Origin of the sequence: Streptomyces sp. 840.1, assembly GCF_003751445.1 — a bacterium.
GTDB lineage: Bacteria > Actinomycetota > Actinomycetes > Streptomycetales > Streptomycetaceae > Streptomyces.
In genome coordinates this window covers 119,055-140,561 of record NZ_RJUU01000001.1, presented here as the reverse complement: position 1 = coordinate 140,561, position 21,507 = coordinate 119,055, and the positions used below count along the sequence as shown (strand labels likewise).

Annotated in this window: 18 protein-coding genes; 14 read left to right on the top strand and 4 right to left on the bottom strand. The window is 71.2% G+C overall.

Annotation, left to right across the window (positions count from 1 at the left end; all coding sequences use genetic code 11):
* Window positions 1–133: 133 nt before the first annotated feature.
* A complete protein-coding gene (locus tag EDD93_RS00585; protein ID WP_123523294.1) occupies window positions 134–1,552 on the top strand; it encodes a sugar porter family MFS transporter in 1,419 nt (472 codons plus the stop codon).
* Window positions 1,553–1,605: 53 nt separating this feature from the next.
* On the opposite strand, the gene EDD93_RS00580 is transcribed toward EDD93_RS00585, so the two are convergent.
* Both EDD93_RS00580 and EDD93_RS00575 read right to left on the bottom strand, forming a co-directional pair.
* Window positions 1,606–2,571 (bottom strand): LLM class flavin-dependent oxidoreductase, encoded by a 966-nt coding sequence (locus EDD93_RS00580; RefSeq protein WP_123523293.1) that lies wholly within the window; start codon window positions 2,569–2,571, stop codon window positions 1,606–1,608.
* A gap of 56 nt (window positions 2,572–2,627) precedes the next feature.
* Window positions 2,628–4,019 (bottom strand): cytosine permease, encoded by a 1,392-nt coding sequence (locus EDD93_RS00575; RefSeq protein ID WP_123523292.1) that lies wholly within the window; start codon window positions 4,017–4,019, stop codon window positions 2,628–2,630.
* Between the two features lie 472 nt (window positions 4,020–4,491).
* Here EDD93_RS00575 and ftsY point away from each other — a divergent pair, with 472 nt between their 5' ends.
* The gene (gene ftsY / locus EDD93_RS00570; protein ID WP_123523291.1) at window positions 4,492–5,688 is read left to right on the top strand and encodes a signal recognition particle-docking protein FtsY; all 1,197 of its coding nucleotides are present in this window, start codon (window positions 4,492–4,494) and stop codon (window positions 5,686–5,688) included.
* An 81-nt stretch (window positions 5,689–5,769) separates the two neighbouring features.
* On the opposite strand, the gene EDD93_RS00565 is transcribed toward ftsY, so the two are convergent.
* Window positions 5,770–6,429: a bifunctional DNA primase/polymerase gene (locus EDD93_RS00565; RefSeq protein WP_123523290.1), complete on the bottom strand. Its 660-nt coding sequence runs from the start codon at window positions 6,427–6,429 to the stop codon at window positions 5,770–5,772.
* Window positions 6,430–6,865: 436 nt separating this feature from the next.
* Between EDD93_RS00565 and EDD93_RS00560 the strand changes: the two genes are divergently transcribed.
* The 6 genes from EDD93_RS00560 to ftsH all read left to right on the top strand — a co-directional run bounded on the left by EDD93_RS00560 (window position 6,866) and on the right by ftsH (window position 16,665).
* Complete coding sequence (locus EDD93_RS00560; protein ID WP_123523289.1) at window positions 6,866–8,338, top strand: hypothetical protein; 1,473 nt, start codon at window positions 6,866–6,868, stop codon at window positions 8,336–8,338.
* Window positions 8,339–8,705: 367 nt separating this feature from the next.
* A complete protein-coding gene (locus EDD93_RS00555) occupies window positions 8,706–10,058 on the top strand; it encodes an ammonium transporter (protein WP_123523288.1) in 1,353 nt (450 codons plus the stop codon).
* Entirely contained in the window at window positions 10,055–10,393 is a 339-nt protein-coding gene (locus EDD93_RS00550) for a P-II family nitrogen regulator (RefSeq protein ID WP_003965965.1), read from the top strand. The genes EDD93_RS00555 and EDD93_RS00550 overlap by 4 nt, the downstream gene beginning before the upstream one ends.
* 31 nt (window positions 10,394–10,424) lie before the next feature.
* Entirely contained in the window at window positions 10,425–12,878 is a 2,454-nt protein-coding gene (locus EDD93_RS00545; RefSeq protein ID WP_123523287.1) for a [protein-PII] uridylyltransferase, read from the top strand.
* A 131-nt stretch (window positions 12,879–13,009) separates the two neighbouring features.
* Window positions 13,010–14,566, top strand: coding sequence for a signal recognition particle protein (gene ffh / locus EDD93_RS00540; protein ID WP_123523286.1), 1,557 nt, complete (start codon window positions 13,010–13,012; stop codon window positions 14,564–14,566).
* Between the two features lie 176 nt (window positions 14,567–14,742).
* On the top strand, window positions 14,743–16,665 hold the full coding sequence (ftsH, locus tag EDD93_RS00535) for an ATP-dependent zinc metalloprotease FtsH (RefSeq protein ID WP_260255576.1): 1,923 nt from the start codon (window positions 14,743–14,745) through the stop codon (window positions 16,663–16,665).
* Between the two features lie 45 nt (window positions 16,666–16,710).
* Here the strand turns inward: ftsH and EDD93_RS00530 are convergent, their stop codons facing one another.
* Complete coding sequence (locus EDD93_RS00530; RefSeq protein WP_123523284.1) at window positions 16,711–17,568, bottom strand: methyltransferase domain-containing protein; 858 nt, start codon at window positions 17,566–17,568, stop codon at window positions 16,711–16,713.
* A gap of 512 nt (window positions 17,569–18,080) precedes the next feature.
* Between EDD93_RS00530 and EDD93_RS00525 the strand changes: the two genes are divergently transcribed.
* The 6 genes from EDD93_RS00525 to rplS all read left to right on the top strand — a co-directional run bounded on the left by EDD93_RS00525 (window position 18,081) and on the right by rplS (window position 21,474).
* On the top strand, window positions 18,081–18,674 hold the full coding sequence (locus EDD93_RS00525; protein WP_073739095.1) for a hypothetical protein: 594 nt from the start codon (window positions 18,081–18,083) through the stop codon (window positions 18,672–18,674).
* 157 nt (window positions 18,675–18,831) lie between these two features.
* Window positions 18,832–19,275, top strand: a complete 444-nt coding sequence (rpsP, locus tag EDD93_RS00520; protein WP_073739096.1) for a 30S ribosomal protein S16 — start codon at window positions 18,832–18,834, stop codon at window positions 19,273–19,275.
* Between the two features lie 2 nt (window positions 19,276–19,277).
* Complete coding sequence (locus EDD93_RS00515; protein ID WP_024492228.1) at window positions 19,278–19,517, top strand: RNA-binding protein; 240 nt, start codon at window positions 19,278–19,280, stop codon at window positions 19,515–19,517.
* Window positions 19,518–19,596: 79 nt separating this feature from the next.
* Window positions 19,597–20,175, top strand: a complete 579-nt coding sequence (rimM, locus tag EDD93_RS00510) for a ribosome maturation factor RimM (protein ID WP_123523283.1) — start codon at window positions 19,597–19,599, stop codon at window positions 20,173–20,175.
* Window positions 20,175–20,996 (top strand): tRNA (guanosine(37)-N1)-methyltransferase TrmD, encoded by an 822-nt coding sequence (gene trmD, locus EDD93_RS00505; protein WP_123523282.1) that lies wholly within the window; start codon window positions 20,175–20,177, stop codon window positions 20,994–20,996. The genes rimM and trmD overlap by 1 nt, the downstream gene beginning before the upstream one ends.
* Window positions 20,997–21,123: 127 nt before the next feature.
* On the top strand, window positions 21,124–21,474 hold the full coding sequence (gene rplS / locus EDD93_RS00500; protein WP_123523281.1) for a 50S ribosomal protein L19: 351 nt from the start codon (window positions 21,124–21,126) through the stop codon (window positions 21,472–21,474).
* The last annotated feature ends 33 nt before the right edge of the window (window positions 21,475–21,507 follow it).

Sequence of the window (21,507 nt, the reverse complement as noted above, 5' to 3'; positions counted from 1 at the left end):
GACCGCGAAAAGCGGGCAGGTGTTCCCGGTGGCGACGCGTTCACCTCCAAGTGGTGGCGGCGGTGAACGTATGCGCCACTAGGAACAGCTCGCCCCCCACGCCTGCGTCTGCGGCCAGGCACCAGGAGTTCACGTGACCAGCACATCGCAGGGACCAGAGTCCGGAGCCAGAGCGGCCCACCCGGACCACCTCGGCCATGTCATCTTCATCACGGCAGCCGCTGCGATGGGCGGTTTCCTCTTCGGTTACGACAGTTCCGTGATCAACGGGGCCGTCGAGGCGATCCGCAGCCGGTACGACATCGGCTCCGGCACGCTGGCCCAGGTCATCGCGATCGCCCTGATCGGCTGTGCGATCGGCGCGGCCACCGCGGGCCGTATCGCCGACCGGATCGGCCGTATCCGGTGCATGCAGATCTCCTCGGTCCTGTTCACCATCAGCGCCGTCGGATCGGCGCTCCCGTTCGCGCTCTGGGACCTGGCGATGTGGCGCATCATCGGCGGCTTCGCCATCGGCATGGCCTCGGTGATCGGCCCGGCCTACATCGCGGAGGTCTCGCCGCCCGCCTACCGAGGCCGTCTCGGCTCCTTCCAGCAGGCGGCGATCGTCATCGGCATCGCCATCTCCCAGCTGGTCAACTACGGCATCCTGCAGATCGCCGACGGTGACCAGCGCGGCAAGATCGGCGGCCTGGAAGCCTGGCAGTGGATGCTCGGCGTGATGGTCGTGCCCGCCGTTCTGTACGGGGTGCTGTCCTTCGCGATCCCCGAGTCGCCCCGGTATCTGATCTCGGTCGGCAAGAAGGAGCGGGCCCGCCAGATCCTGGCGGAGGTCGAGAGCAAGGAGGTCGACCTCGACGCCCGGGTGGCCGAGATCGAGACCGCGATGCACCGCGAGCACAAGTCGACCTTCAAGGATCTGCTGGGCAGCCGCTTCGGCTTCCTGCCCATCGTCTGGATCGGTATCGGCCTGTCGGTCTTCCAGCAGCTCGTCGGCATCAACGTCGCGTTCTACTACTCGGCGACGCTGTGGCAGTCCGTCGGCATCGACCCGACCGACTCGTTCTTCTACTCCTTCACCACGTCGATCATCAACATCATCGGTACGGTGATCGCGATGGTCCTGGTGGACCGGGTGGGCCGCCGCCCGCTGGCTCTGGTCGGCTCCTGCGGTATGGCCGTCGCGCTCGCCTTCGAGGCCTGGGCCTTCTCCGCCAACCTGGTCGACGGCAAACTCCCCAACACCCAGGGCGTGGTCGCGCTCGTCGCCGCCCACGTCTTCGTGCTGTTCTTCGCCCTGTCGTGGGGTGTCGTGGTCTGGGTCTTCCTCGGCGAGATGTTCCCGAACCGGATCCGCGCCGCCGCCCTCGGTGTCGCCGCGTCCGCGCAGTGGATCGCCAACTGGGCGATCACCGCGAGCTTCCCGAGCCTGGCCGACTGGAACCTGTCGGGCACGTACATCATCTACGCCTGCTTCGCGACGCTCTCGATCCCCTTCGTCATCAAGTTCGTCAAGGAGACCAAGGGCAAGGCCCTGGAGGAGATGGGCTGACCCGCACGGCTCAAGCCGTACGGTCCGAGGAGCGGGCCGTACGGCCTCAGCCGTCAGCCGCCGGTCGCCTCGCAGAACAGCCGCAGACTGCGCCACCCCTCCTCGACCGGCATCCCGCCGCACAGCGGATGCAGCACCAGGCTGTCCAGCTCCCGGCCCAGCTCCGCGCAGGCCTGGGGGGTGACGATCCGGTAGACGCCCTCCTCGCGCAGCTCCGCCACCGTCGTGGCCGCCGAACGGACGGCCGAGCGGATGTCCTTGGACTGCCAGGAGGCGTACGTACGGGCCTCGTGCAGGAAGTGCTCCCCGTACTCAGCCCAGGTCCGGTCCGGGTCCTCGGACACGTGCAGCAACGGCGTCTCGGCCGAGGGCATCATGCAGAAGCCCTCGGTACCGTGCTCCGCGCGCTGCTCGTGGTAATACGCCTCCAGCTCCGGCAGATGCGCGCTCGGGAACAGCGGCAGCCCCAGCCGCGCCGCCCGCCGCGCCGCCGCCCGGGAGCTGCCGCCGACCAGCAGCAGCGGGTGCGGCCGGGTGAACGGGCGGGGCGTCACCGTGACCGTGCGTCCCCGGAATTCGAACGGCTCCCCGGCCCACGCCAGCAGCAGCGTCTCCAGCAGCTCGTCCTGGATCCGGCCGCGCCTGCCCCACTCGACTCCGGCCCGCTCGTACTCCTCGGGCCGGTAGCCGATCCCCGCGACCGTGACCAGCCGGCCCGCGCTCAGCAGGTCGAGCACCGCGATGTCCTCCGCCAGCCGCAACGGGTCGTGCAACGGCCCGATCACCGCGGAGACCGTGACGGCGATCCGGCCGGTGGCCCCGAAGACGGCCCCCGCGAAGGTGAAGGGCGAGGGCAGCCAGGAGTTGGCGGCGCCGTGGTGCTCCTCGGTCTGCACGGTGTCGACGCCGTGCTCGTCGGCGTACGCGGCCATGTCCAGGGCCGCGCGGTAGCGGGCCGAGAGCGAGGTGGGCGTGGCGGCTGGATCGACGAGGTTGAACCGGACGACTGTGAAGGCCATGACACTGTCCCCTTCGCCGGGCGGGCTGGCGAGGCCGGACAGTAGCTGACGCAGCGTCAGAAGTGTAGGGGTGTGCCGTGCCGCCCTGCGCCGGGGCGCGGCAGCGCCGCGTACAGGCCGCCGGAGACGAGGACGGTGACGGCCCAGCCGAGCCCGTTGCGCCCGGCCCAGGTGGTGGCGAGCGGTCCGCTGAACCACTCCACGCCGGTGAACAGCAGCCCGACGGCCAGGCCCGTGGACCAGGCCGCCAGGGCCGGCCACGCGAAACCGCCCGTGTACCAGTAGGCGCTGCTCGAAGTGGTGTCCATGAGCGCCGCCGGATCGTAGGCGCGCCCCCTCAGCTGGTCCATGCCGAAGACGCCGAGCCAGGCCGAGAACGTCACCGCCAGCAGGTTCAGGAAGGAGACGAAGGAATCCATGAAACTGCTCGCCACCAGCATCAGCAGCGCTCCCAGAAACAGGCTGATCGCGGCATTCGCCCCGACCGCCCAGGCGCGCGGGACACGGAACCCCAGCGTCTGTGCGGTGAATCCCGCCGAATACATCGACATGGCATTGATCAGCACCATGCCGAGCACGGCGACGAACAGATACGGCACCGAGATCCAGTCCGGCAGCGACGCGCCGATGAAGGAGACCGGATCCCGGGTGGCGGCCAGTCCCGGCGTACCGACCGCCATCACCGCCCCCATCATCACCATCGGCAGAGACACGACTGCCGCGCCGCCCACGGTCGCCGCGACCACCGCCCGGCCGGACGCGGTGCGCGGCAGGTAGCGGGCGAAGTCCGGGCCGGCGGGGGACCAGCTGATGCCGCCGGCCGCCAGGGTGCCGATGCCCGCGACCACCGCCGGCGCCGGTCCGGCCGGCTGGTCCAGAACGGCTCGCCATGGCGTCGTACCGGCCAGATGCACCAGCACGAGGACGCTGAATCCGCCGAAGAGGCACGCGGACCAGGCCGAGCACACCCGCAGGGCCCGCGCCCCCAGCCCCGACAGCAGGAAGCCCGCCGCCACGAAGGCCGTCAGCGTCACCATGATCAGGGTCGTGGTGCTCCGGACCCCGAACAGCAGATCGAGCACGGCCAGCACGGCGTACGCACCGGTGACCGCGTTCACCGTCTCCCAGCCCCAGCGGGCGACCCAGATCAGCGCGCCGGGCGCCAGATTCCCCCGCTGCCCGAAGACGGCCCGGGAGAGCGCCATGCCGGGGGCGCCACCGGCCTTCCCCGCGACGGAGACCAGCCCGACCATGCCGTACGAGAGGACGGGGGCGGCCGTCGCGACGATCAGCACCTGCCAGAGGTTCAGCGCGTCGAAGACGACGAGGCCCGCACCCAGGGTGAGCAGCAGCACGGTCGTGTTGGCGGCGGCCCAGGTGGGGAAGAGGCCCCGGGCCCGCCCGGTGCGCTCGCTGTCGGGCACGGGTTCCAGGCCACGGGTCTCCACGGGCAGGATCGTACCTTTACTGGCATACCGCACATATCGATCGGATGAATCGGTAGCGGGCGCGTTCCGGCGCGGGTTCGTCGGCGAGGGGCGGGGTGATGGCCGCCCGCATCGCGCTGATCAGCCCGCTGAGTTCGACCCCGCTGAGCCGGAACGCGTGTTGCCGGTGGCCGGCGAGGTCATCCACCGGATCGCTTCCGTCGCGGTCCGCACGTTGCGGCCTCACCTGGCCGCCCAGCACATCGACGTGGCTGTTGTCAGGGCCGTCGCGGCGTGGCTGTGCACGACCGCGGGCCGTGATGAACCGGAATCCCCATAGGCTCGCGCGATCCCTCCCGGCGGGCCGGGACACGCAATGCGCGGACGACTGTCCCGGACGGGCTCCAGGGCCCCGTGATTTCCCGTACGCGCACGGTCACGGCTTCGTACCTTCTGCGGTTCCCCGCCCTTCGTGACTGATACTGGGTGGGTTATGGAATTCGTCATCCTTGCTGTAGTCATCGCCCTGGTCGCGGTCGGCGTGATCAGCGGGCTCGTGGTCAGCAGCCGCAATAAGAAGCAGCTGCCCCCGGCACCGTCGAGCACGCCGACCATCACTCCTCCCGCCGAGCCCCATGTCGGCGAGGAGGCCGAGACGCCGCGCGACGAATCGCGCCGCACCATCGAGGAGGTCGGGCTCCCGCCCGCCGACGCCGCCGACGAGGCGGCTCCGGAGACCGTCGCGCCCCCCGCGCTCGACGTTCCCGAGCCCACGGCCGGCCGTCTGGTACGGCTGCGGGCCCGCCTCGCCCGCTCGCAGAACTCCCTCGGCAAGGGGCTGCTCACGCTTCTGTCCCGGGACAACCTCGACGAGGACACCTGGGAAGAGATCGAGGACACCCTCCTCACCGCCGACGTGGGCGTCGCCCCCACCCAGGAACTGGTGGAACGGCTCCGCGAGCGCGTCCGGGTCCTCGGCACCCGCACCCCGGAGGACCTGCGCACGCTCCTGCGCGAGGAGCTCGTCACCCTGCTCGGCACCGACTTCGACCGTGCGGTCAAGACGGAGAGCGGTGTGGACACGCCCGGCGTCGTGATGGTCGTCGGTGTCAACGGCACCGGCAAGACCACCACCACCGGAAAGCTCGCCCGGGTCCTGGTGGCCGACGGCCGCAGCGTCGTACTCGGCGCGGCCGACACCTTCCGGGCCGCCGCCGCCGATCAGCTCCAGACCTGGGGCGAGCGCGTCGGTGCCCGCACCGTGCGCGGACCCGAGGGCGGCGACCCGGCGTCGATCGCCTTCGACGCGGTGAAGGAGGGCATCGCCGAGGGCGCCGACGTCGTACTGATCGACACGGCGGGCCGGCTGCACACCAAGACCGGCCTGATGGACGAGCTCGGCAAGGTCAAGCGGGTGGTCGAGAAGCACGGACCGCTCGACGAGATCCTGCTCGTCCTGGACGCCACCACCGGGCAGAACGGCCTCGTGCAGGCCCGGGTCTTCGCGGAGGTCGTCGACATCACCGGCATCGTCCTCACCAAGCTCGACGGCACCGCCAAGGGCGGCATCGTCATCGCCGTCCAGCGCGAGCTGGGCGTGCCGGTGAAGCTCATCGGGCTCGGCGAGGGGCCGGACGACCTCGCCCCCTTCGAACCGGAGGCGTTCGTCGACGCCCTGATCGGGGACTGAGACCGGCGGACATCGATCAGCCCGGCCGCGTGGACCTCCAGGCGGCCGGGCTTTTCGCTGCGCGGCGGGCTCCCGGGCGGCTCAGCCGCAGAGGGCCCACCGGTGGCAGACGTAGGCCAGCGTGCCCAGCAGCAGCCGGGCCTCCGGCGGCGCCGCCGCGGTGTCCAGGGCCGGCGGCCGGAGCCAGCGGACCGGGCCGAGGCCACCCTCGTCGGAGGGGGGCGCGGTGATGTGGGAGCCGAGGCCGAGCGCCCTGAGGTCCAGCCCCGCGTCGTCCCAGCCCATCCGGTACAGCAGCTGGGGGAGTCCGGCGGCCGCGCCCGGTGCCACGAAGAACTGCGCCCGTCCGGCCGGGGTCACCGCCACCGGGCCCAGCGGCAGCCCCATCCGCTCCATCCGTACCAGCGCCCTGCGCCCGGACTGTTCGGCGACTTCCAGGACGTCGAAGCCGCGGCCCACCGGCAGCAGCATCGAGGCGCCGGGCACCTCGGCCCACGCACGCGCGGCGGTGTCGAGCGTCGCCCCGGCGGGCACCTCCCGCGCGAAGTCCAGCGGATGCGCTCCGGGGGACGGGCAATCGGCCGCCCCGCACGAGCAGTTGCCGTCCGCCGCCCGCGCACCCGGTGCGACGGCCCAGCCCCACAGTCCCGTGTACTCGGCCACCGCGGTGCCCTCGGTCGCACGGCCGCGGCGCCGTGAGCCGGATCGCAGTTCGCGGATGCCGCCGATCGTGAAGCCCATGCCCCCTCCAACGGGTCCAACTCGCCGGTGGTTACGGAACGGAGTGCAATCGTGACACTCCGCCGTCCCTGCCGATCCGGCCGGACGCGGGGCGCACAACGGAGTGTCCGAGCTCATTCGCACGCCCCTGAATGCACCTTTGCGCCTACCGCTGATCGTCGCCTGTCAAGTGAATCGCGCTGGACTGTGGTGGCGTTCATCCGAAGGGGTGGCGAATGGTGGCGTTTCCGTAATCACCCTCCCCGAGGGGGTGATCGTAGGATTACCGTCGGTACACGAACCATGGAAGTATGTGCGCCCATGGGTATGCCGGAGGCAACCCGATTCTCTGTTCGATGGTGTGCAACGTGCGTACGGACAGGACGGACGGGATCGGATCACGGCATTCTGAGAGTGGTTCGCGGCGGAGGGTATTCGGCGGGATGGGGGCGTTCCAGTGAGTGGCAGCGGCGCAGGCGATTCGAATGCCGGCAAGCGCCCCAACGGGCAATTGGGATCATGGTTCGTGCGCAGCGGCTGGTCGAAGGGCGAGCTGGCCCGCCAGGTGAACCGCAGGGCCCGCCAGATGGGCGCCCACCACATCAGCACCGACACCTCACGGGTGCGGCGCTGGCTGGACGGCGAGCAGCCGCGCGAACCGATCCCGCGCATCCTGTCCGAGCTGTTCTCGGAACGCTTCGGCAGCGTCGTCGCCGTCGAGGACCTCGGGTTACGCGCCGCGCACCAGGCCCCGTCGGTGGCCGGTGTCGACCTCCCCTGGGCCGGACCGCAGACCGTCGCCCTGCTCAGCGAGTTCTCCCGCAGCGACCTGATGCTCGCCCGTCGGGGATTCCTCGGCAGCTCCCTCGCCCTGGCCGCCGGTCCCGCCCTCATCGAACCCATGCAGCGCTGGCTGGTGCCCGTCACCGCCGCCGCGGCCGCCGAGCCCGACCCGGCCGCCGCCCGCCGGCCCTCCCGGCTCTCCGGTCCCGAGCTGGACCTGCTGGAATCCACCACCGCGATGTTCCGCCAGTGGGACGCGCAGTGTGGCGGCGGACTGCGCCGCAAGGCCGTCGTCGGCCAGCTCCACGAGGTCACCGACCTGCTCCAGGAGCCTCAGCCGTCCGCCACCGCCAGAAGACTGTTCCGCTGCGCGGCCGAACTGGCCGAGCTCGCGGGCTGGATGAGTTACGACGTGGGCCTCCAGCCCACCGCCCAGAAGTACTTCGTCCTCGCCCTGCACGCCTCCAAGGAGGCCGGCGACAAGCCGCTCGGCTCGTACGTCCTGTCCAGCATGAGCCGCCAGATGATCCACCTCGGCCGCCCCGACGACGCCCTCGAACTGATCCACCTCGCCCAGTACGGCAGCCGCGACTGCGCCACCGCGCGGACCCAGGCGATGCTGTATGCGATGGAGGCCCGCGCCTACGCCAACATGGGCCAGCCCAGCAAGTGCAAGCGCGCCGTCCGGATGGCCGAGGACACCTTCCTCGACGCGGGGACGGACGGCGAGCCCGAGCCCGACTGGATCCGGTTCTTCTCCGACGCCGAGCTGAACGGCGAGAACTCCCACTCCTACCGCGACCTGGCCTACGTGGCCGGCCGCAGCCCCACGTACGCCTCGCTGGCCGAACCCGTCATGCAGAAGGCGGTCCACCTCTTCGGCGAGGACGACGAACACCAGCGCTCCTACGCCCTCAACCTCATCGGCCTCGCCACCGTCCACCTCCTCAAGCGCGAGCCCGAGGAGTCCACCGTGCTGGCCGAGAAGGCGCTGCGCGTGGCCAAGAAGGTCCGCTCCGAGCGCGTCAACACCCGGCTGCGCAAGACGGTCGACACCGCCGCCAGGGACTTCGGGGACATCCCCGAGGTCGCCCGGCTCACCGATCTCCTCACCGAACAGCTGCCCGAGACCGCCGAAGCGGTCTGACGGCACCCTCTGCCCCGGCCACGACGGCCACCCCGCACAGACCGACTTCGGCTCCCCCGATTGCCAGGTCAGTGGGTGGTCGCCGTGGCCGGTTCGTGTGGTCGTTCCCGTACCGGAGCGTCGTAACCGCACCGTATGCGGCCACGGCCGCAGAGTAGGTGCGAGCGCGGCATCGGCGCGGGCGGTTCATGGGGACGTAACACGTCGCTCGCCTTCGTCACTGCGGCGAAACACCGCGCGGCATCCACGGAAACGGCGCTGAGCGAATCTCATGGCGCATAAGGACGCACCTTTTCCCCCGTGGTTCCGCACGTGGTTGTGCCCCCAATCGCCCGCACGCGGCCGCAATGACGACGAGGAGACGCCGATGCCCCCAGGCATCACGACGTTCGCAGCAGACGCCCCGACACTGTCTGCCGCCAATACCGGATTCATGCTCATCTGCTCCGCCCTCGTGATGGTCATGACCCCGGCCCTGGCCTTCTTCTACGGAGGCATGGTCCGCGTCAAGAGCACCCTCAACATGCTGATGATGAGCTTCATCAGCCTCGGGATCGTCACGATCCTCTGGGTGCTGTACGGATTCAGCCTCGCCTTCGGCTCCGACATCGGGTCCTTCATCGGCTGGAGTTCCGACTTCGCCGGCCTCAGCGGGATCGGCGTCACGGAACTCTGGGACGGCTACACCATCCCGGTCTACGTCTTCGCCGTGTTCCAGCTGATGTTCGCCGTCCTCACCCCCGCGCTGATAAGCGGTGCGCTCGCGGACCGGGTCAAATTCACCTCTTGGGCGCTGTTCATCACCCTCTGGGTCACCGTCGTTTACTTCCCGGTCGCGCACTGGGTCTGGGGCGCGGGCGGCTGGCTCTTCGAGCTCGGCGTCATCGACTTCGCCGGTGGTACCGCCGTCCACATCAACGCCGGTGCCGCGGCCCTCGGCGTGATCCTCGTCATCGGCAAGCGGGTCGGCTTCAAGAAGGACCCGATGCGGCCGCACAGCCTGCCGCTCGTGATGCTCGGCGCCGGGCTGCTCTGGTTCGGCTGGTTCGGCTTCAACGCCGGCTCGTGGCTCGGCAACGACGACGGCGTCGGCGCGGTCATGTTCGTCAACACACAGGTCGCCACCGCCGCCGCGATGCTGGCCTGGCTCGGCTACGAGAAGCTCCGGCACGGCTCCTTCACCACCCTCGGCGCCGCCTCCGGCGCCGTCGCCGGACTCGTCGCCATCACCCCGGCGGGCGGCGCGGTCAGCCCGCTCGGCGCCATCGCGGTCGGTGCCATCGCCGGTGTGCTGTGCGCCATGGCCGTCGGGCTGAAGTACAGGTTCGGCTACGACGACTCCCTGGACGTCGTCGGCGTCCACCTCGTCGGCGGTGTCGCGGGCTCCCTGCTCATCGGACTCTTCGCCACCGGCGGGGTCCAGTCCGACGCCAAGGGCCTCTTCTACGGCGGCGGTCTCGACCAGCTCGGCAAGCAGGCCGTCGGTGTCTTCGCCGTCCTCGCGTACTCTCTGGTCGTCTCCGCGATCCTCGCCTTCCTGCTCGACAGGACGATCGGGATGCGGGTCGAGGAGGACGACGAGGTCTCCGGCATCGACCAGGTCGAGCACGCCGAGACCGCGTACGACTTCAGCGGTGCCGGCGGCGGTCTGTCCTCCCGCTCCACGCCTCCCGCGCCCGGCACCACGGCAGCCCCGACGAACAAGAAGGTGGACGCATGAAGCTCATCACCGCAGTCGTGAAGCCCCACCGGCTTGACGAGATCAAGGAGGCCCTCCAGGCCTTCGGCGTCCAGGGCCTCACGGTCACGGAGGCCAGCGGCTACGGGCGCCAGCGCGGCCACACCGAGGTCTACCGGGGCGCCGAGTACACCGTCGACCTCGTCCCGAAGATCCGCATCGAGGTCCTCGTCGAGGACGAGGACGCCGAACAGCTCATCGAGGTCGTCGTCAAGGCCGCCCGGACCGGCAAGATCGGTGACGGCAAGGTCTGGAGCGTGCCGGTCGAGACCGCGGTCCGGGTCCGCACCGGCGAACGCGGCCCCGACGCACTCTGACCGACGATTCCGTGAACGGAAAGGCAGCCGGGTGACGAGTACCGAAGTGACCACCGAATCCGAGGACTCGGGACCCAGCGGCTATGCGGCGGCCCGGCTGAGCCTTCTCCAGGAGAAGGCCCGGTCCGGGCCGCCGCGCCGTGCGGCCCTCGCCTCGCTCACCGACGACTGGCTGAGCGCCCTCTTCGCCTCGGCGGCCGAACACGCGGGCGTCCGGGGCGCCGCCCTCGTCGCCGTCGGCGGCTACGGACGCGGCGAACTCTCCCCGCGCAGCGACCTCGACCTGCTGCTCCTGCACGACGGCAGCGCCGACGCCGGAGCCGTCGCCACCCTGGCCGACCGCATCTGGTACCCCGTCTGGGACCTCGGCCTCGCCCTCGACCACTCCGTACGCACCCCGGCGGAGGCCCGCAAGACGGCGGGCGAGGACCTGAAGGTGCAGCTCGGCCTCCTGGACGCCAGGCCCGTCGCCGGCGACCTCGGCCTCGTCGCCACCCTGCGCACCGCGATCCTCGCCGACTGGCGCAACCAGGCCCCCAAGCGGCTGCCCGCGCTCGACGAACTCTGCCGCGAACGGGCCGAGCGCCAGGGCGAGCTCCAGTTCCTCCTGGAACCCGACCTCAAGGAGGCCCGCGGCGGACTGCGTGACGCCACCGCCCTGCGCGCCGTCGCCGCCTCCTGGGTCGCCGACGCGCCCCGCGAAGGCCTCGCCGAGGCCCGCCGCGTCCTGCTGGACGCCCGCGACGCCCTGCACCTGACGACCGGCCGCGCCACCGACCGCCTCGCCCTCCAGGAACAGGACCAGGTCGCCGGCGCCCTCGGCCTCCTGGACGCCGATGCCCTGCTGCGCCAGGTCTACGAGGCCGCCCGCACCGTCTCCTACGCCACCGACGTCACCTGGCGCGAGGTCAACCGGGTGCTGCGCGCCCGCTCGGTCCGCCCCAGGCTGCGCGCCATGCTCGGCGGCGGCAGGGCCCCGGCCGTCGACCGCAGCCCCCTCGCGGACGGCGTCGTCGAGGCCGACGGCGAGGTGGTGCTCGCCCGCACCGCCCGGCCCGAACGCGACCCGGTGCTCGTGCTGCGTGCGGCCGCCGCGGCCGCCCAGTCCGAACTCCCGCTCTCCCGCCACGTCGTACGCCACCTCGCCGGCGCCGCCAAACCGCTGCCGGTGCCGTGGCCGGCCGAGGCCCGCGAGGAGCTCGTCACCCTGCTCGGCGCGGGCGAGGCCACCGTGCCCGTCTGGGAGGCCCTCGAGGCGGAGGGGCTGATCACCCGGCTGCTGCCCGACTGGGAACGGGTCCACTGCCGCCCCCAGCGCAACCCCGTCCACACCTGGACCGTCGACCGCCACCTCGTCGAGACGGCCGTCCGCGCCTCCTCGCTCACCCGCCACGTCGGCCGCCCCGACCTGCTGCTCGTCGCCGCGCTGCTGCACGACATCGGCAAGGGCTGGCCCGGCGACCACTCCGTCGCCGGCGAGGTCATCGCCCGCGACATGGCCGCCCGGATCGGCTTCGACCCGCACGACGTGGGCGTCATCGCCACCCTCGTACGCCACCACCTCCTGCTCATCGAGACCGCCACCCGCCGCGACCTCGACGACCCGGCGACCGTCCGTTCCGTCGCCACCGCCGTCGGCAGCGCCTCCACCCTGGAGCTGCTGCACGCGCTCACCGAGGCCGACGCGCTCGCCACCGGGCCCGCCGCCTGGTCCACCTGGCGCGCCTCCCTCGTCACCGACCTGGTCAGGCGCGTCGCTGCGGTCCTGGCCGGCGAGGCACCCGAGGAGCCCGAGCCCGAGGCCCCGAGCGCCGAACAGGAGCGGCTGGCCATCGAGGCCCTGCGCACCGGCGAACCGGTCCTCGCCCTGCACGCCCAGACCGAGGCCCCGCAGGAGGAGGACGCCCCCGAACCCGTCGGCGTCGAACTGCTCATCGCCCTCCCGGACCGGCCCGGGGTCCTGCCCGCCGCCGCCGGGGTCCTCGCCCTGCACCGGCTCACCGTCCGCGCGGCGGACCTGCGGGCCGTCGAGCTCCCCACCGAAATCGGCGAGAGCGCCGACGTACTGCTGCTCAGCTGGCGGGTCGCCGCCGAGTACGGTTCCCTGCCCCAGGCCGCCCGGCTGCGCGCCGACCTCGTACGCGCCCTGGACGGCTCCCTGGACATCCGCTCCCGCCTCGCCGAGCGGGAGGCGGCCTACCCGCGCCGCCGCGGGGTGAAGGCCCCGCCGCCGAGGGTGAAGGTCGCGGCGGCCGGCTCGCAGCTGGCCACGGTGATCGAGGTGCGCGCCCAGGACGCCCCGGGACTGCTGCACCGGATCGGCCGGGCGCTGGAGCAGAGCGCGGTACGGGTGCGCAGCGCGCATGTGTCGACGCTGGGGGCCAACGCCGTGGACGCGTTCTACGTCACGGACGCGGACGGGCGGCCGCTGCCCCCCGACCGCGCCGGGGAACTCGCCCAGGAGGTCGAGAAGGCGCTCGGCTGAGCGCTTTCGCCAGGTGCGGGAGCCCTCGTCCGTCACGAGAACCGGGCGAGGGCTTTGCGTTCCACGGCGTCCGGATACCCTGGGGAACGACTGACCCATCCCGCCCCCGACCCTGAGGACCGACGAGCGCCGTGTTCGATACTCTCTCCGACCGCCTTGCCGCGACTTTCAAGAACCTCAGGGGCAAGGGCCGCTTGTCCGAGGCGGACATCGACGCCACGGCTCGCGAGATCCGTATCGCCCTGCTCGAGGCCGATGTCGCCCTGCCCGTCGTCCGGTCCTTCATCGCCAACGTCAAGGAGCGGGCGCGCGGCGTCGAGGTCTCCCAGGCGCTGAATCCCGCGCAGCAGATGATCAAGATCGTCAACGAGGAGCTCGTCTCCATCCTCGGTGGCGAGACCCGCCGGCTGCGGTTCGCCAAGAACCCGCCGACCGTGATCATGCTCGCCGGTCTCCAGGGCGCCGGTAAGACGACCCTCGCCGGAAAGCTCGGCCTCTGGCTCAAGGGCCAGGGCCACTCCCCGCTGCTCGTCGCCTGTGACCTCCAGCGCCCCAACGCCGTCAACCAGCTGAGCGTCGTCGCGGACCGCGCTGGTGTCGCGGTGTACGCGCCGGAGCCGGGCAACGGCGTCGGTGACCCGGTCCAGGTCGCCAAGGACTCGATCGAGCACGCCCGCGCCAAGCAGTACGACGTGGTGGTCGTCGACACCGCCGGCCGCCTCGGTATCGACCAGGAGCTGATGCAGCAGGCCGCGGACATCCGCGACGCCGTCAGCCCCGACGAGATCCTCTTCGTCGTCGACGCGATGATCGGCCAGGACGCGGTCAACACCGCCGAGGCCTTCCGCGACGGCGTCGGCTTCGACGGCGTGGTGCTCTCCAAGCTCGACGGTGACGCCCGCGGCGGTGCGGCCCTGTCGATCGCCCACGTCACCGGCAAGCAGATCATCTTCGCGTCGAACGGTGAGAAGCTCGAGGACTTCGACGCCTTCCACCCCGACCGGATGGCCTCGCGCATCCTCGACATGGGTGACCTGCTCACCCTGATCGAGCAGGCGGAGAAGACCTTCAGCCAGGACGAGGCCGCCAAGATGGCCTCCAAGCTGGCGTCCAGCAAGGGCAAGGACTTCACGCTCGACGACTTCCTCGCCCAGATGGAGCAGGTCCGCAAGATGGGCTCCATCTCCAAGCTGCTCGGGATGCTGCCCGGCATGGGGCAGATCAAGGACCAGATCAACAACATCGACGAGCGCGACGTGGACCGCACCGCCGCGATCATCAAGTCGATGACCCCGAAGGAGCGCGCCGAGCCGACGCTCATCAACGGCTCGCGCCGGGCCCGTATCGCCAAGGGCTCCGGTGTCGAGGTCAGCGCCGTGAAAAACCTGGTCGAGCGGTTCTTCGAGGCCCGCAAGATGATGTCGAAGATGGCGCAGGGCGGCGGCATGCCGGGGATGCCGGGCATGCCGGGCATGGGCGGCGGCCCCGGCCGGCAGAAGAAGCAGGTCAAGCAGGCCAAGGGCAAGCGCAAGAGCGGCAACCCGATGAAGCGCAAGGCGGAGGAGGCGGCCGAGGCCGCCCGCCGCGAGCAGGCGGCGCAGGGCGCGCTCGGTCTGCCGGCCGGTCAGGGCGGCCGGCCCGCCGAGGACTTCGAGCTGCCGGACGAGTTCAAGAAGTTCATGGGCTGACCAGCGGTCTCCCGATGCACGTCCCCGAGGGGGCGCCCGCTTCACGGCGGGCGCCCCCTCGGGCGTGCGCGGGGCAGTGGCGTTCCCTCCATGGGCCCAGTGGACCGCCGCTCCAAGGGCTTCGTCCGCGTTTCTCCCTTAATGTCGGCTCAACGGCTGTCGGCAGAGGAGCACGCGTGACCAGTCCGGTACCTCCCCGCGACCGCACCGACCAGCCCTGGCGCTCCGAGGGCGCCCCGCCGCCCCCGCCGCCCCGCCGGAAGATGCCCGGGGGCTGGGGCGGACTGCTGCTGACCGCGCTGGCCGTCTACCTGATCGCCAACCTGGTGCTCTCCTTCTTCAACGGGGAGGAGGAGCCGACGATCGCGTACACGGAGTTCAGCAAGCAGGTCACCTCGGGCAACGTCTCCAAGATCTACTCCAAGGGCGATGCCATCCAGGGGCAGCTCAAGAAGGAGGCGAAGGTCCCGGGCAAGAAGGACGACAAGTACACCAAGTTCGTCACCCAGCGGCCCGCCTTCGCCGACGACAACCTCTGGGCCGAGCTGGTCAAGGACGACGTCACGGTCACGGCCGAACCGGTCGTCAAGGAACGCAGCTTCCTGGCCAACCTGCTGATCTCGCTGGCGCCGATGCTGCTGCTCGTCGTCCTCTGGATCTTCATCGCCCGGCGGATGTCGCGGGGCGGCATGGGCGGCGGGATGGGCGGCTTCGGCCGCAAGGCCCCGCCCAAGCCGGTCGAGCTGGAGGGCGGCCGGCGCACCACCTTCGACGACGTGGCCGGCATCGACGAGGTCGAGGGCGAGCTCGACGACGTGGTGGACTTCCTGAAGAACCCCGACGCCTACCGGAAGATGGGCGCCAGGATGCCCGGGGGAGTCCTGCTCGCCGGTCCTCCCGGCACCGGCAAGACGCTGCTGGCGCGGGCGGTCGCCGGAGAGGCGGGGGTGCCGTTCTTCTCGGCCTCGGCCTCCGAGTTCATCGAGATGATCGTCGGCGTCGGCGCGGGGCGGGTCCGCGAGCTGTTCGCGGAGGCGCGCAAGATCGCCCCGGCCATCGTCTTCATCGACGAGATCGACACCATCGGACGGGTCCGAGGCGGCGGCTCCGGCATGGGCGGCCACGACGAGCGCGAACAGACGCTGAACCAGATCCTCACCGAGATGGACGGCTTCTCCGGCTCGGAGGGGGTGATCGTGCTCGCCGCCACCAACCGCGCCGACGTCCTCGACCCGGCGCTCACCCGGCCCGGCCGCTTCGACCGGATCGTCCAGGTCAGTCCGCCGGACAAGAGCGGCCGGGAGGCGATCCTGGAGATCCACACCCGGCAGATCCCGATGTCCGACGACGTGGATCTGGGCCAGGTGGCCCGGACGACCCCGGGGATGACCGGCGCCGATCTGGCCAACCTCGCCAACGAGGCCGCGCTGCTCGCCGTCAGGCGGGGGCAGCCGCAGGTCAACGGCGCCGACCTCTCGGACGCCCTGGAGAAGGTCCAGCTCGGCGCGGAACGCTCGCTCGTGATGTCGGACGAGGAGCGCCGCAGGACCGCCTTCCACGAGAGCGGACACGCGCTCCTCGGCATGCTCCAGCCCGGAGCCGACCCGGTCCGCAAGGTCACCATCGTGCCGCGCGGCCGGGCACTCGGGGTCACGCTCTCCACGCCGGACGCCGACAAGTACGCGTACACCGAGGAGTACCTGCGTGGCCGGATCATCGGCGCGCTCGGCGGGATGGCGGCCGAGCAGGTGGTCTTCGGCGTCGTCACCACGGGCGCGGAGAGCGATCTGGAGCAGGTCACCGGCCTGGCCCGCGGCATGGTGGGCCGCTGGGGCATGAGCCACAAGGTGGGCCGGCTGACGGCGATCCCGGCCGACGCCCAGCAGGCGTACGGCCTGAGCGCGGCGCCCTCGACGCTGGACGCGGTGGACGGGGAGATGCGGCGCATCGTCGACGAGTGCTACGAGGAGGCGTGCCGGCTCCTGGCGGACAACCGGGACCGGCTGGACTCGCTCGCCGGGGCGCTGCTGGAGCACGAGACGCTGGACGAGGTGGCCGCCTACCGGGCCGCCGGCATCACCCGGCTGGACAAGCCGTAGCGAACCCGGCCGACGGCGTCCGCCGGGCGCGCTGCGGCCGGGGCGCTACGTCGTGCAGACGAGGTAGCGGAACACGTTGGGCATCCAGACGGTGCCGTCCCGGCGCAGGTGCGGGTGCAGGGCCTCCGCCACCTCCTTCTCCACCTGGGTCCGGTCCGTCGCCCGTACCGCGGCGTCGAACAGCCGGGTCGAGAGCAGACCCCGGACCGCGCTGTCCAGGTCCGCGTAGCCGAACGGGCACGCCACCCGCCCGGAGCCGTCCGGCTTCAGCCCGGTCCGCAGCGCCACGTCCTCCAGGTCGTCGCGCTGCGCGCCCAGCCAGCCGCCCGCACCGGGGGAGGAACCCGTCCCCTCCGCGAGCCGGGCCGCCACCCGCAGCACCGCCGCCGTGGCGCACCGCTCGGGCGGGCCCCAGCCGGTCAGCACGACCGTGCTGCCCCGGGCCGCCAGCGGCACCGCCGCACCGAGCGATCCCACCAGTTCCTCCGCGTCGTCGGCCGAGCAGCCGATCGGCGTGAAGGCGGTGATCAGGCCGTACGGCTGGTGGCCCGCCGCGACGGCCGGGACGCCGTCCAGCAGCAGGGGCCCGGCGGCCGTGGTCCCGGCATCGCCCACGGGGTCCGGCAGCAGCCGGGTGCGGGCGAGCGCGAGGCGCTCCCGGTCGGCGTCGATGCCGGTGACGTGGGCTCCGCGGCCGGCCGCGATCAGCAGCGCGAGCCCGGAGCCGCAGCCGAGCGAGAGCATTCGGGTGGCGGCCCCCACTTCCAGCCGCCGGTACACCGCCTCGTACAGCGGCGCGAGCATCCGTTCCTGGATCTCGGCCCAGTCACGGGCCCGGGACCCGGTGTCCACCGGAGCGGACGACTCCGCGTGCCTGTGGTGCCGGACGAGCGTTGGTGTCATGGAATGCGCCCCAATCCGCCGAGATGCCGGTGATGAGTGGTGCCGGTCGGTCGTGTCCGAGTGGACGACTTCCCCGTGCCTGCGGCCGCGCTTCCCCCGTATGCCAGAGAACTGCGCATCCGCCGCCGCGTCCAGGGGTCTACGGGCAATGGTTGTCTCCGGTGCCGCTCGTCGGTCCAGTCTCACCCGGCGGGCGGGGCCGGGCACGTCGAGCGCTCGGGGGAGGGGGTGGGCGGGGCGGGCCGGGCCCCCGGTACTGTCGGTTTCCCCAGTACGCGCCCGTCGAGGTTCCGGGCGCCCGGGTGGTGCGAGTCCCGGGGGGCGTACGCGCGGTTTACGCGCTCGGGCGTACACGTCGCTACGTACCACCTTGGTGCGAGCTGTGAGAGTTCTCCGCAGATCAGCGCACCCGCCCTCGTCAGGACGCATGAACGGCAACTGACTGGTACGTGCAAATTATTTGGGATGGCCCGGAATCGGAACACCGGGGCACCCGCGCTCGTTGTCACGACGTGAGCACGACACCACCTGTACTTGCCGCAGAGCTGGCACAGGCGTGGGCCGACATTCAGCGGTACCACCCCGAGCTGCCCGATCTTGCCGCGCCCGAGTCCCTGATCGGAGAGTCCTCGTCCGCCTGTGGCGCCGAGCTCTCCTTCGAACGGCTGCTCCATGAGGCAGTCCACGGCATCGCCGCCGCGCGAGGTGTCCGAGACACCTCGCGCGCCGGCCGCTACCACAACCGTCGATTCCTCGCGATCGCCGAGGAGCTGGGCCTCGATCACGCCGAGGAGCCCCACCCCAGCAGTGGCTTCTCGCTGGTCACGCTCAACCCCGAGGCCAAGCGCCGGTACCGGCCCACGATGGAACGGCTGCAGCGCGCCCTCAAGGCGCACACCGTGGCCACCGCCGCCGACACCAAGCGCTCCTTCCGCGGCCCGGCCGCCCGGCACGGCTCCTCCGGAGGGGGCGTGCGGGTCAAGGCCGTCTGCGACTGCGGTCGCAACGTGCGCGTCGTCCCCTCGGTCCTCGCGCAGGCCCCGATCGTCTGCGGCGGCTGCGGAAAGCCGTTCCGGATCCCGGAAGCAGTGGTCGCGGTGGGGTGAACCGATGCGGTGTGGCACAATGGCTAGCTGTACTCGACAGTCGCATAGGACCCCTCTCTCCTCCGGCTGACGCGTCCATCGGGCACCCGAGTACCGCAACCCCACGTGGCATCTTCGTTGTGCCCAACCACGTCATAGACCAGGAGACACCACTTCCGTGGCAGTCAAGATCAAGCTGAAGCGTCTGGGCAAGATCCGTTCGCCTCACTACCGCATCGTCGTCGCCGACTCCCGTACCCGCCGTGATGGCCGGGCCATCGAGGAGATCGGCCTGTACCACCCGGTACAGAACCCCTCGCGCATCGAGGTCAACGCAGAGCGCGCGCAGTACTGGCTGTCCGTCGGCGCCCAGCCGACCGAGCCGGTTCTCGCGATCCTGAAGCTCACCGGTGACTGGCAGGCCCACAAGGGCCTTCCCGCCCCCGCGCCGCTTCTGCAGCCGGAGCCCAAGGCTGACAAGCGCGCCCTGTTCGAGGCCCTGACCAAGGACACCGCTGAGGAGTCCAAGGGCGAGGCCATCACGCAGAAGGCGAAGAAGGCCGACAAGAAGGCGGACGAGGCTGCTGACGCAGCTGCGCCCGCCGAGTCGACCGAGGCCTGAGCATGCTCGAGGAGGCTCTCGAGCACCTCGTGAAAGGCATCGTCGACAACCCCGAGGACGTGCAGGTCGCCTCGCGCACCCTGCGTCGCGGCCGTGTGCTCGAGGTCCGGGTCCACCCCGATGACCTCGGCAAGGTGATCGGCCGCAACGGCCGCACCGCACGCGCGCTGCGTACCGTCGTCGGAGCCATCGGCGGCCGTGGTATCCGCGTCGACCTCGTCGATGTGGATCAGGTTCGCTGACAGAGTTGAACACCGGCACGGGCCGGGGAGGGCCATGCGCCCGCCCCGGCCCGTCGTCGTATGACAGGAGAGACACAAGGTGCAGTTGGTAGTCGCGCGGATCGGTCGCGCCCACGGCATCAAGGGCGAGGTCACCGTCGAGGTACGCACGGACGAGCCGGAACTCCGGCTCGGACCCGGTGCGGTACTGGCCACCGAGCCGGCTTCGACGGGACCGCTGACGATCGAGACCGGCCGGGTGCACAGCGGCAGGCTGCTGCTGCGTTTCGAGGGCGTACGGGACCGTACGGCCGCCGAGGCGCTGCGCAATACGCTGCTGATCTCCGAGGTCGACCCGGAGGAGCTCCCGGAGGACCCCGAGGAGTTCTACGACCATCAGCTGATGGACCTGGACGTGGTGCTCGCCGACGGCACCGAGATCGGCCGGATCACCGAGATCACGCACCTGCCGTCCCAGGACCTCTTCATCGTGGAGCGCCCCGACGGCACCGAGGTGATGATCCCGTTCGTCGAGGAGATCGTCTCCGAGATCGACCTGGAGGAGCAGCGCGCGGTGATCACGCCGCCGCCCGGCCTGATCGACGAGAGCGAGGCGGTCGTGGCCTCCTCGCGCGACGAGGAGGCGGCGGAGACCGCCGAGGGCGGGAAGGACGACTGATGCGCCTCGACGTCGTCACGATCTTCCCCGAGTACCTCGAACCGCTGAACGTCTCGCTCGTCGGCAAGGCCCGCGCCCGCGGCAGGCTCGACGTGCACGTGCACGATCTGCGGGAGTGGACGTACGACCGCCACAACACGGTCGACGACACCCCCTACGGCGGCGGCCCCGGCATGGTCATGAAGACCGAGCCGTGGGGCGACGCCCTGGACGAGACCCTGGCCGGCGGATACGAGTCCGGTGCGCACTCCCCGGTGCTGGTGGTGCCGACGCCGAGCGGCCGGCCGTTCACCCAGGAGCTCGCCGTCGAGCTGTCCGAGCGGCCCTGGCTGATCTTCGCCCCGGCCCGCTACGAGGGCATCGACCGGCGGGTGACCGAGGAGTACGCCACCCGGATGCCGGTCGTCGAGGTGTCCATCGGCGACTACGTGCTGGCCGGCGGGGAAGCCGCGGTGCTGGTGATCACGGAGGCGGTGGCCCGGCTGCTGCCCGGCGTGCTCGGCAACGCCGAATCGCACCGGGACGACTCCTTCGCCCCCGGCGCGATGGCCGATCTGCTGGAGGGGCCCGTCTACACCAAGCCGCCCGAGTGGCGCGGCCGGGGGATCCCGGACGTGCTGCTCAGCGGCCACCACGGCCGGATCGCGCGCTGGCGCCGGGACGAGGCCTTCCGCCGTACCGCGCTCAACCGGCCGGATCTGATCGAGCGTTGCGAGGCGGCGGGCTTCGACAAGAAGGACCGCGAGATGCTCTCGATCCTCGGCTGGTCACCCGAGCCCGGGGGCCGATTTTGGCGTAGGCCCGCGGCCGTGGAAGAATAGGCCGCTGCTGTACGTCCGACGCGCGCCCCTGCCACAGGGGGAAAGACGCCCGCCCGACGCGATCAGCACCCCGAACTCATCACTCTCCCGTCGATGACCTGTGGCATCGGCGAAGAAAGCAGACATCATGACTTCCCTGCTCGATGGCGTCAACGCCGCCTCGCTGCGCAGCGACCTCCCGGCGTTCCGCGCCGGTGACACCGTCAACGTTCACGTCCGCGTGATCGAGGGCAACCGTTCCCGTATCCAGCAGTTCAAGGGCATCGTCATCCGCCGCCAGGGCGCGGGCATCAGCGAGACCTTCACGGTCCGCAAGGTCTCCTTCAGCGTCGGCGTTGAGCGCACCTTCCCGGTGCACAGCCCGATCTTCGAGAAGATCGAGCTCGTCACCCGCGGTGACGTCCGTCGCGCCAAGCTGTACTTCCTCCGTGAGCTGCGCGGCAAGGCCGCGAAGATCAAGGAGAAGCGCGACCGCTGAGCTGACTCCCAGGTCCGCGGCACGGCCGGATAA

Excerpts from the sequence above, each read along its gene's own strand:
- EDD93_RS00580 (WP_123523293.1), bottom strand. The coding sequence starts at position 2,571 with ATGGCCTTCACAGTCGTCCGGTTCAACCTCGTCGATCCAGCCGCCACG.
- ftsY (WP_123523291.1), top strand. The coding sequence starts at position 4,492 with ATGGAATTCGTCATCCTTGCTGTAGTCATCGCCCTGGTCGCGGTCGGC.
- EDD93_RS00565 (WP_123523290.1), bottom strand. The coding sequence starts at position 6,429 with ATGGGCTTCACGATCGGCGGCATCCGCGAACTGCGATCCGGCTCACGG.
- EDD93_RS00555 (WP_123523288.1), top strand. The coding sequence starts at position 8,706 with ATGCCCCCAGGCATCACGACGTTCGCAGCAGACGCCCCGACACTGTCT.
- EDD93_RS00550 (WP_003965965.1), top strand. The coding sequence starts at position 10,055 with ATGAAGCTCATCACCGCAGTCGTGAAGCCCCACCGGCTTGACGAGATC.
- EDD93_RS00530 (WP_123523284.1), bottom strand. The coding sequence starts at position 17,568 with ATGACACCAACGCTCGTCCGGCACCACAGGCACGCGGAGTCGTCCGCT.
- EDD93_RS00515 (WP_024492228.1), top strand. The coding sequence starts at position 19,278 with ATGCTCGAGGAGGCTCTCGAGCACCTCGTGAAAGGCATCGTCGACAAC.
- trmD (WP_123523282.1), top strand. The coding sequence starts at position 20,175 with ATGCGCCTCGACGTCGTCACGATCTTCCCCGAGTACCTCGAACCGCTG.
- rplS (WP_123523281.1), top strand. The coding sequence starts at position 21,124 with ATGACTTCCCTGCTCGATGGCGTCAACGCCGCCTCGCTGCGCAGCGAC.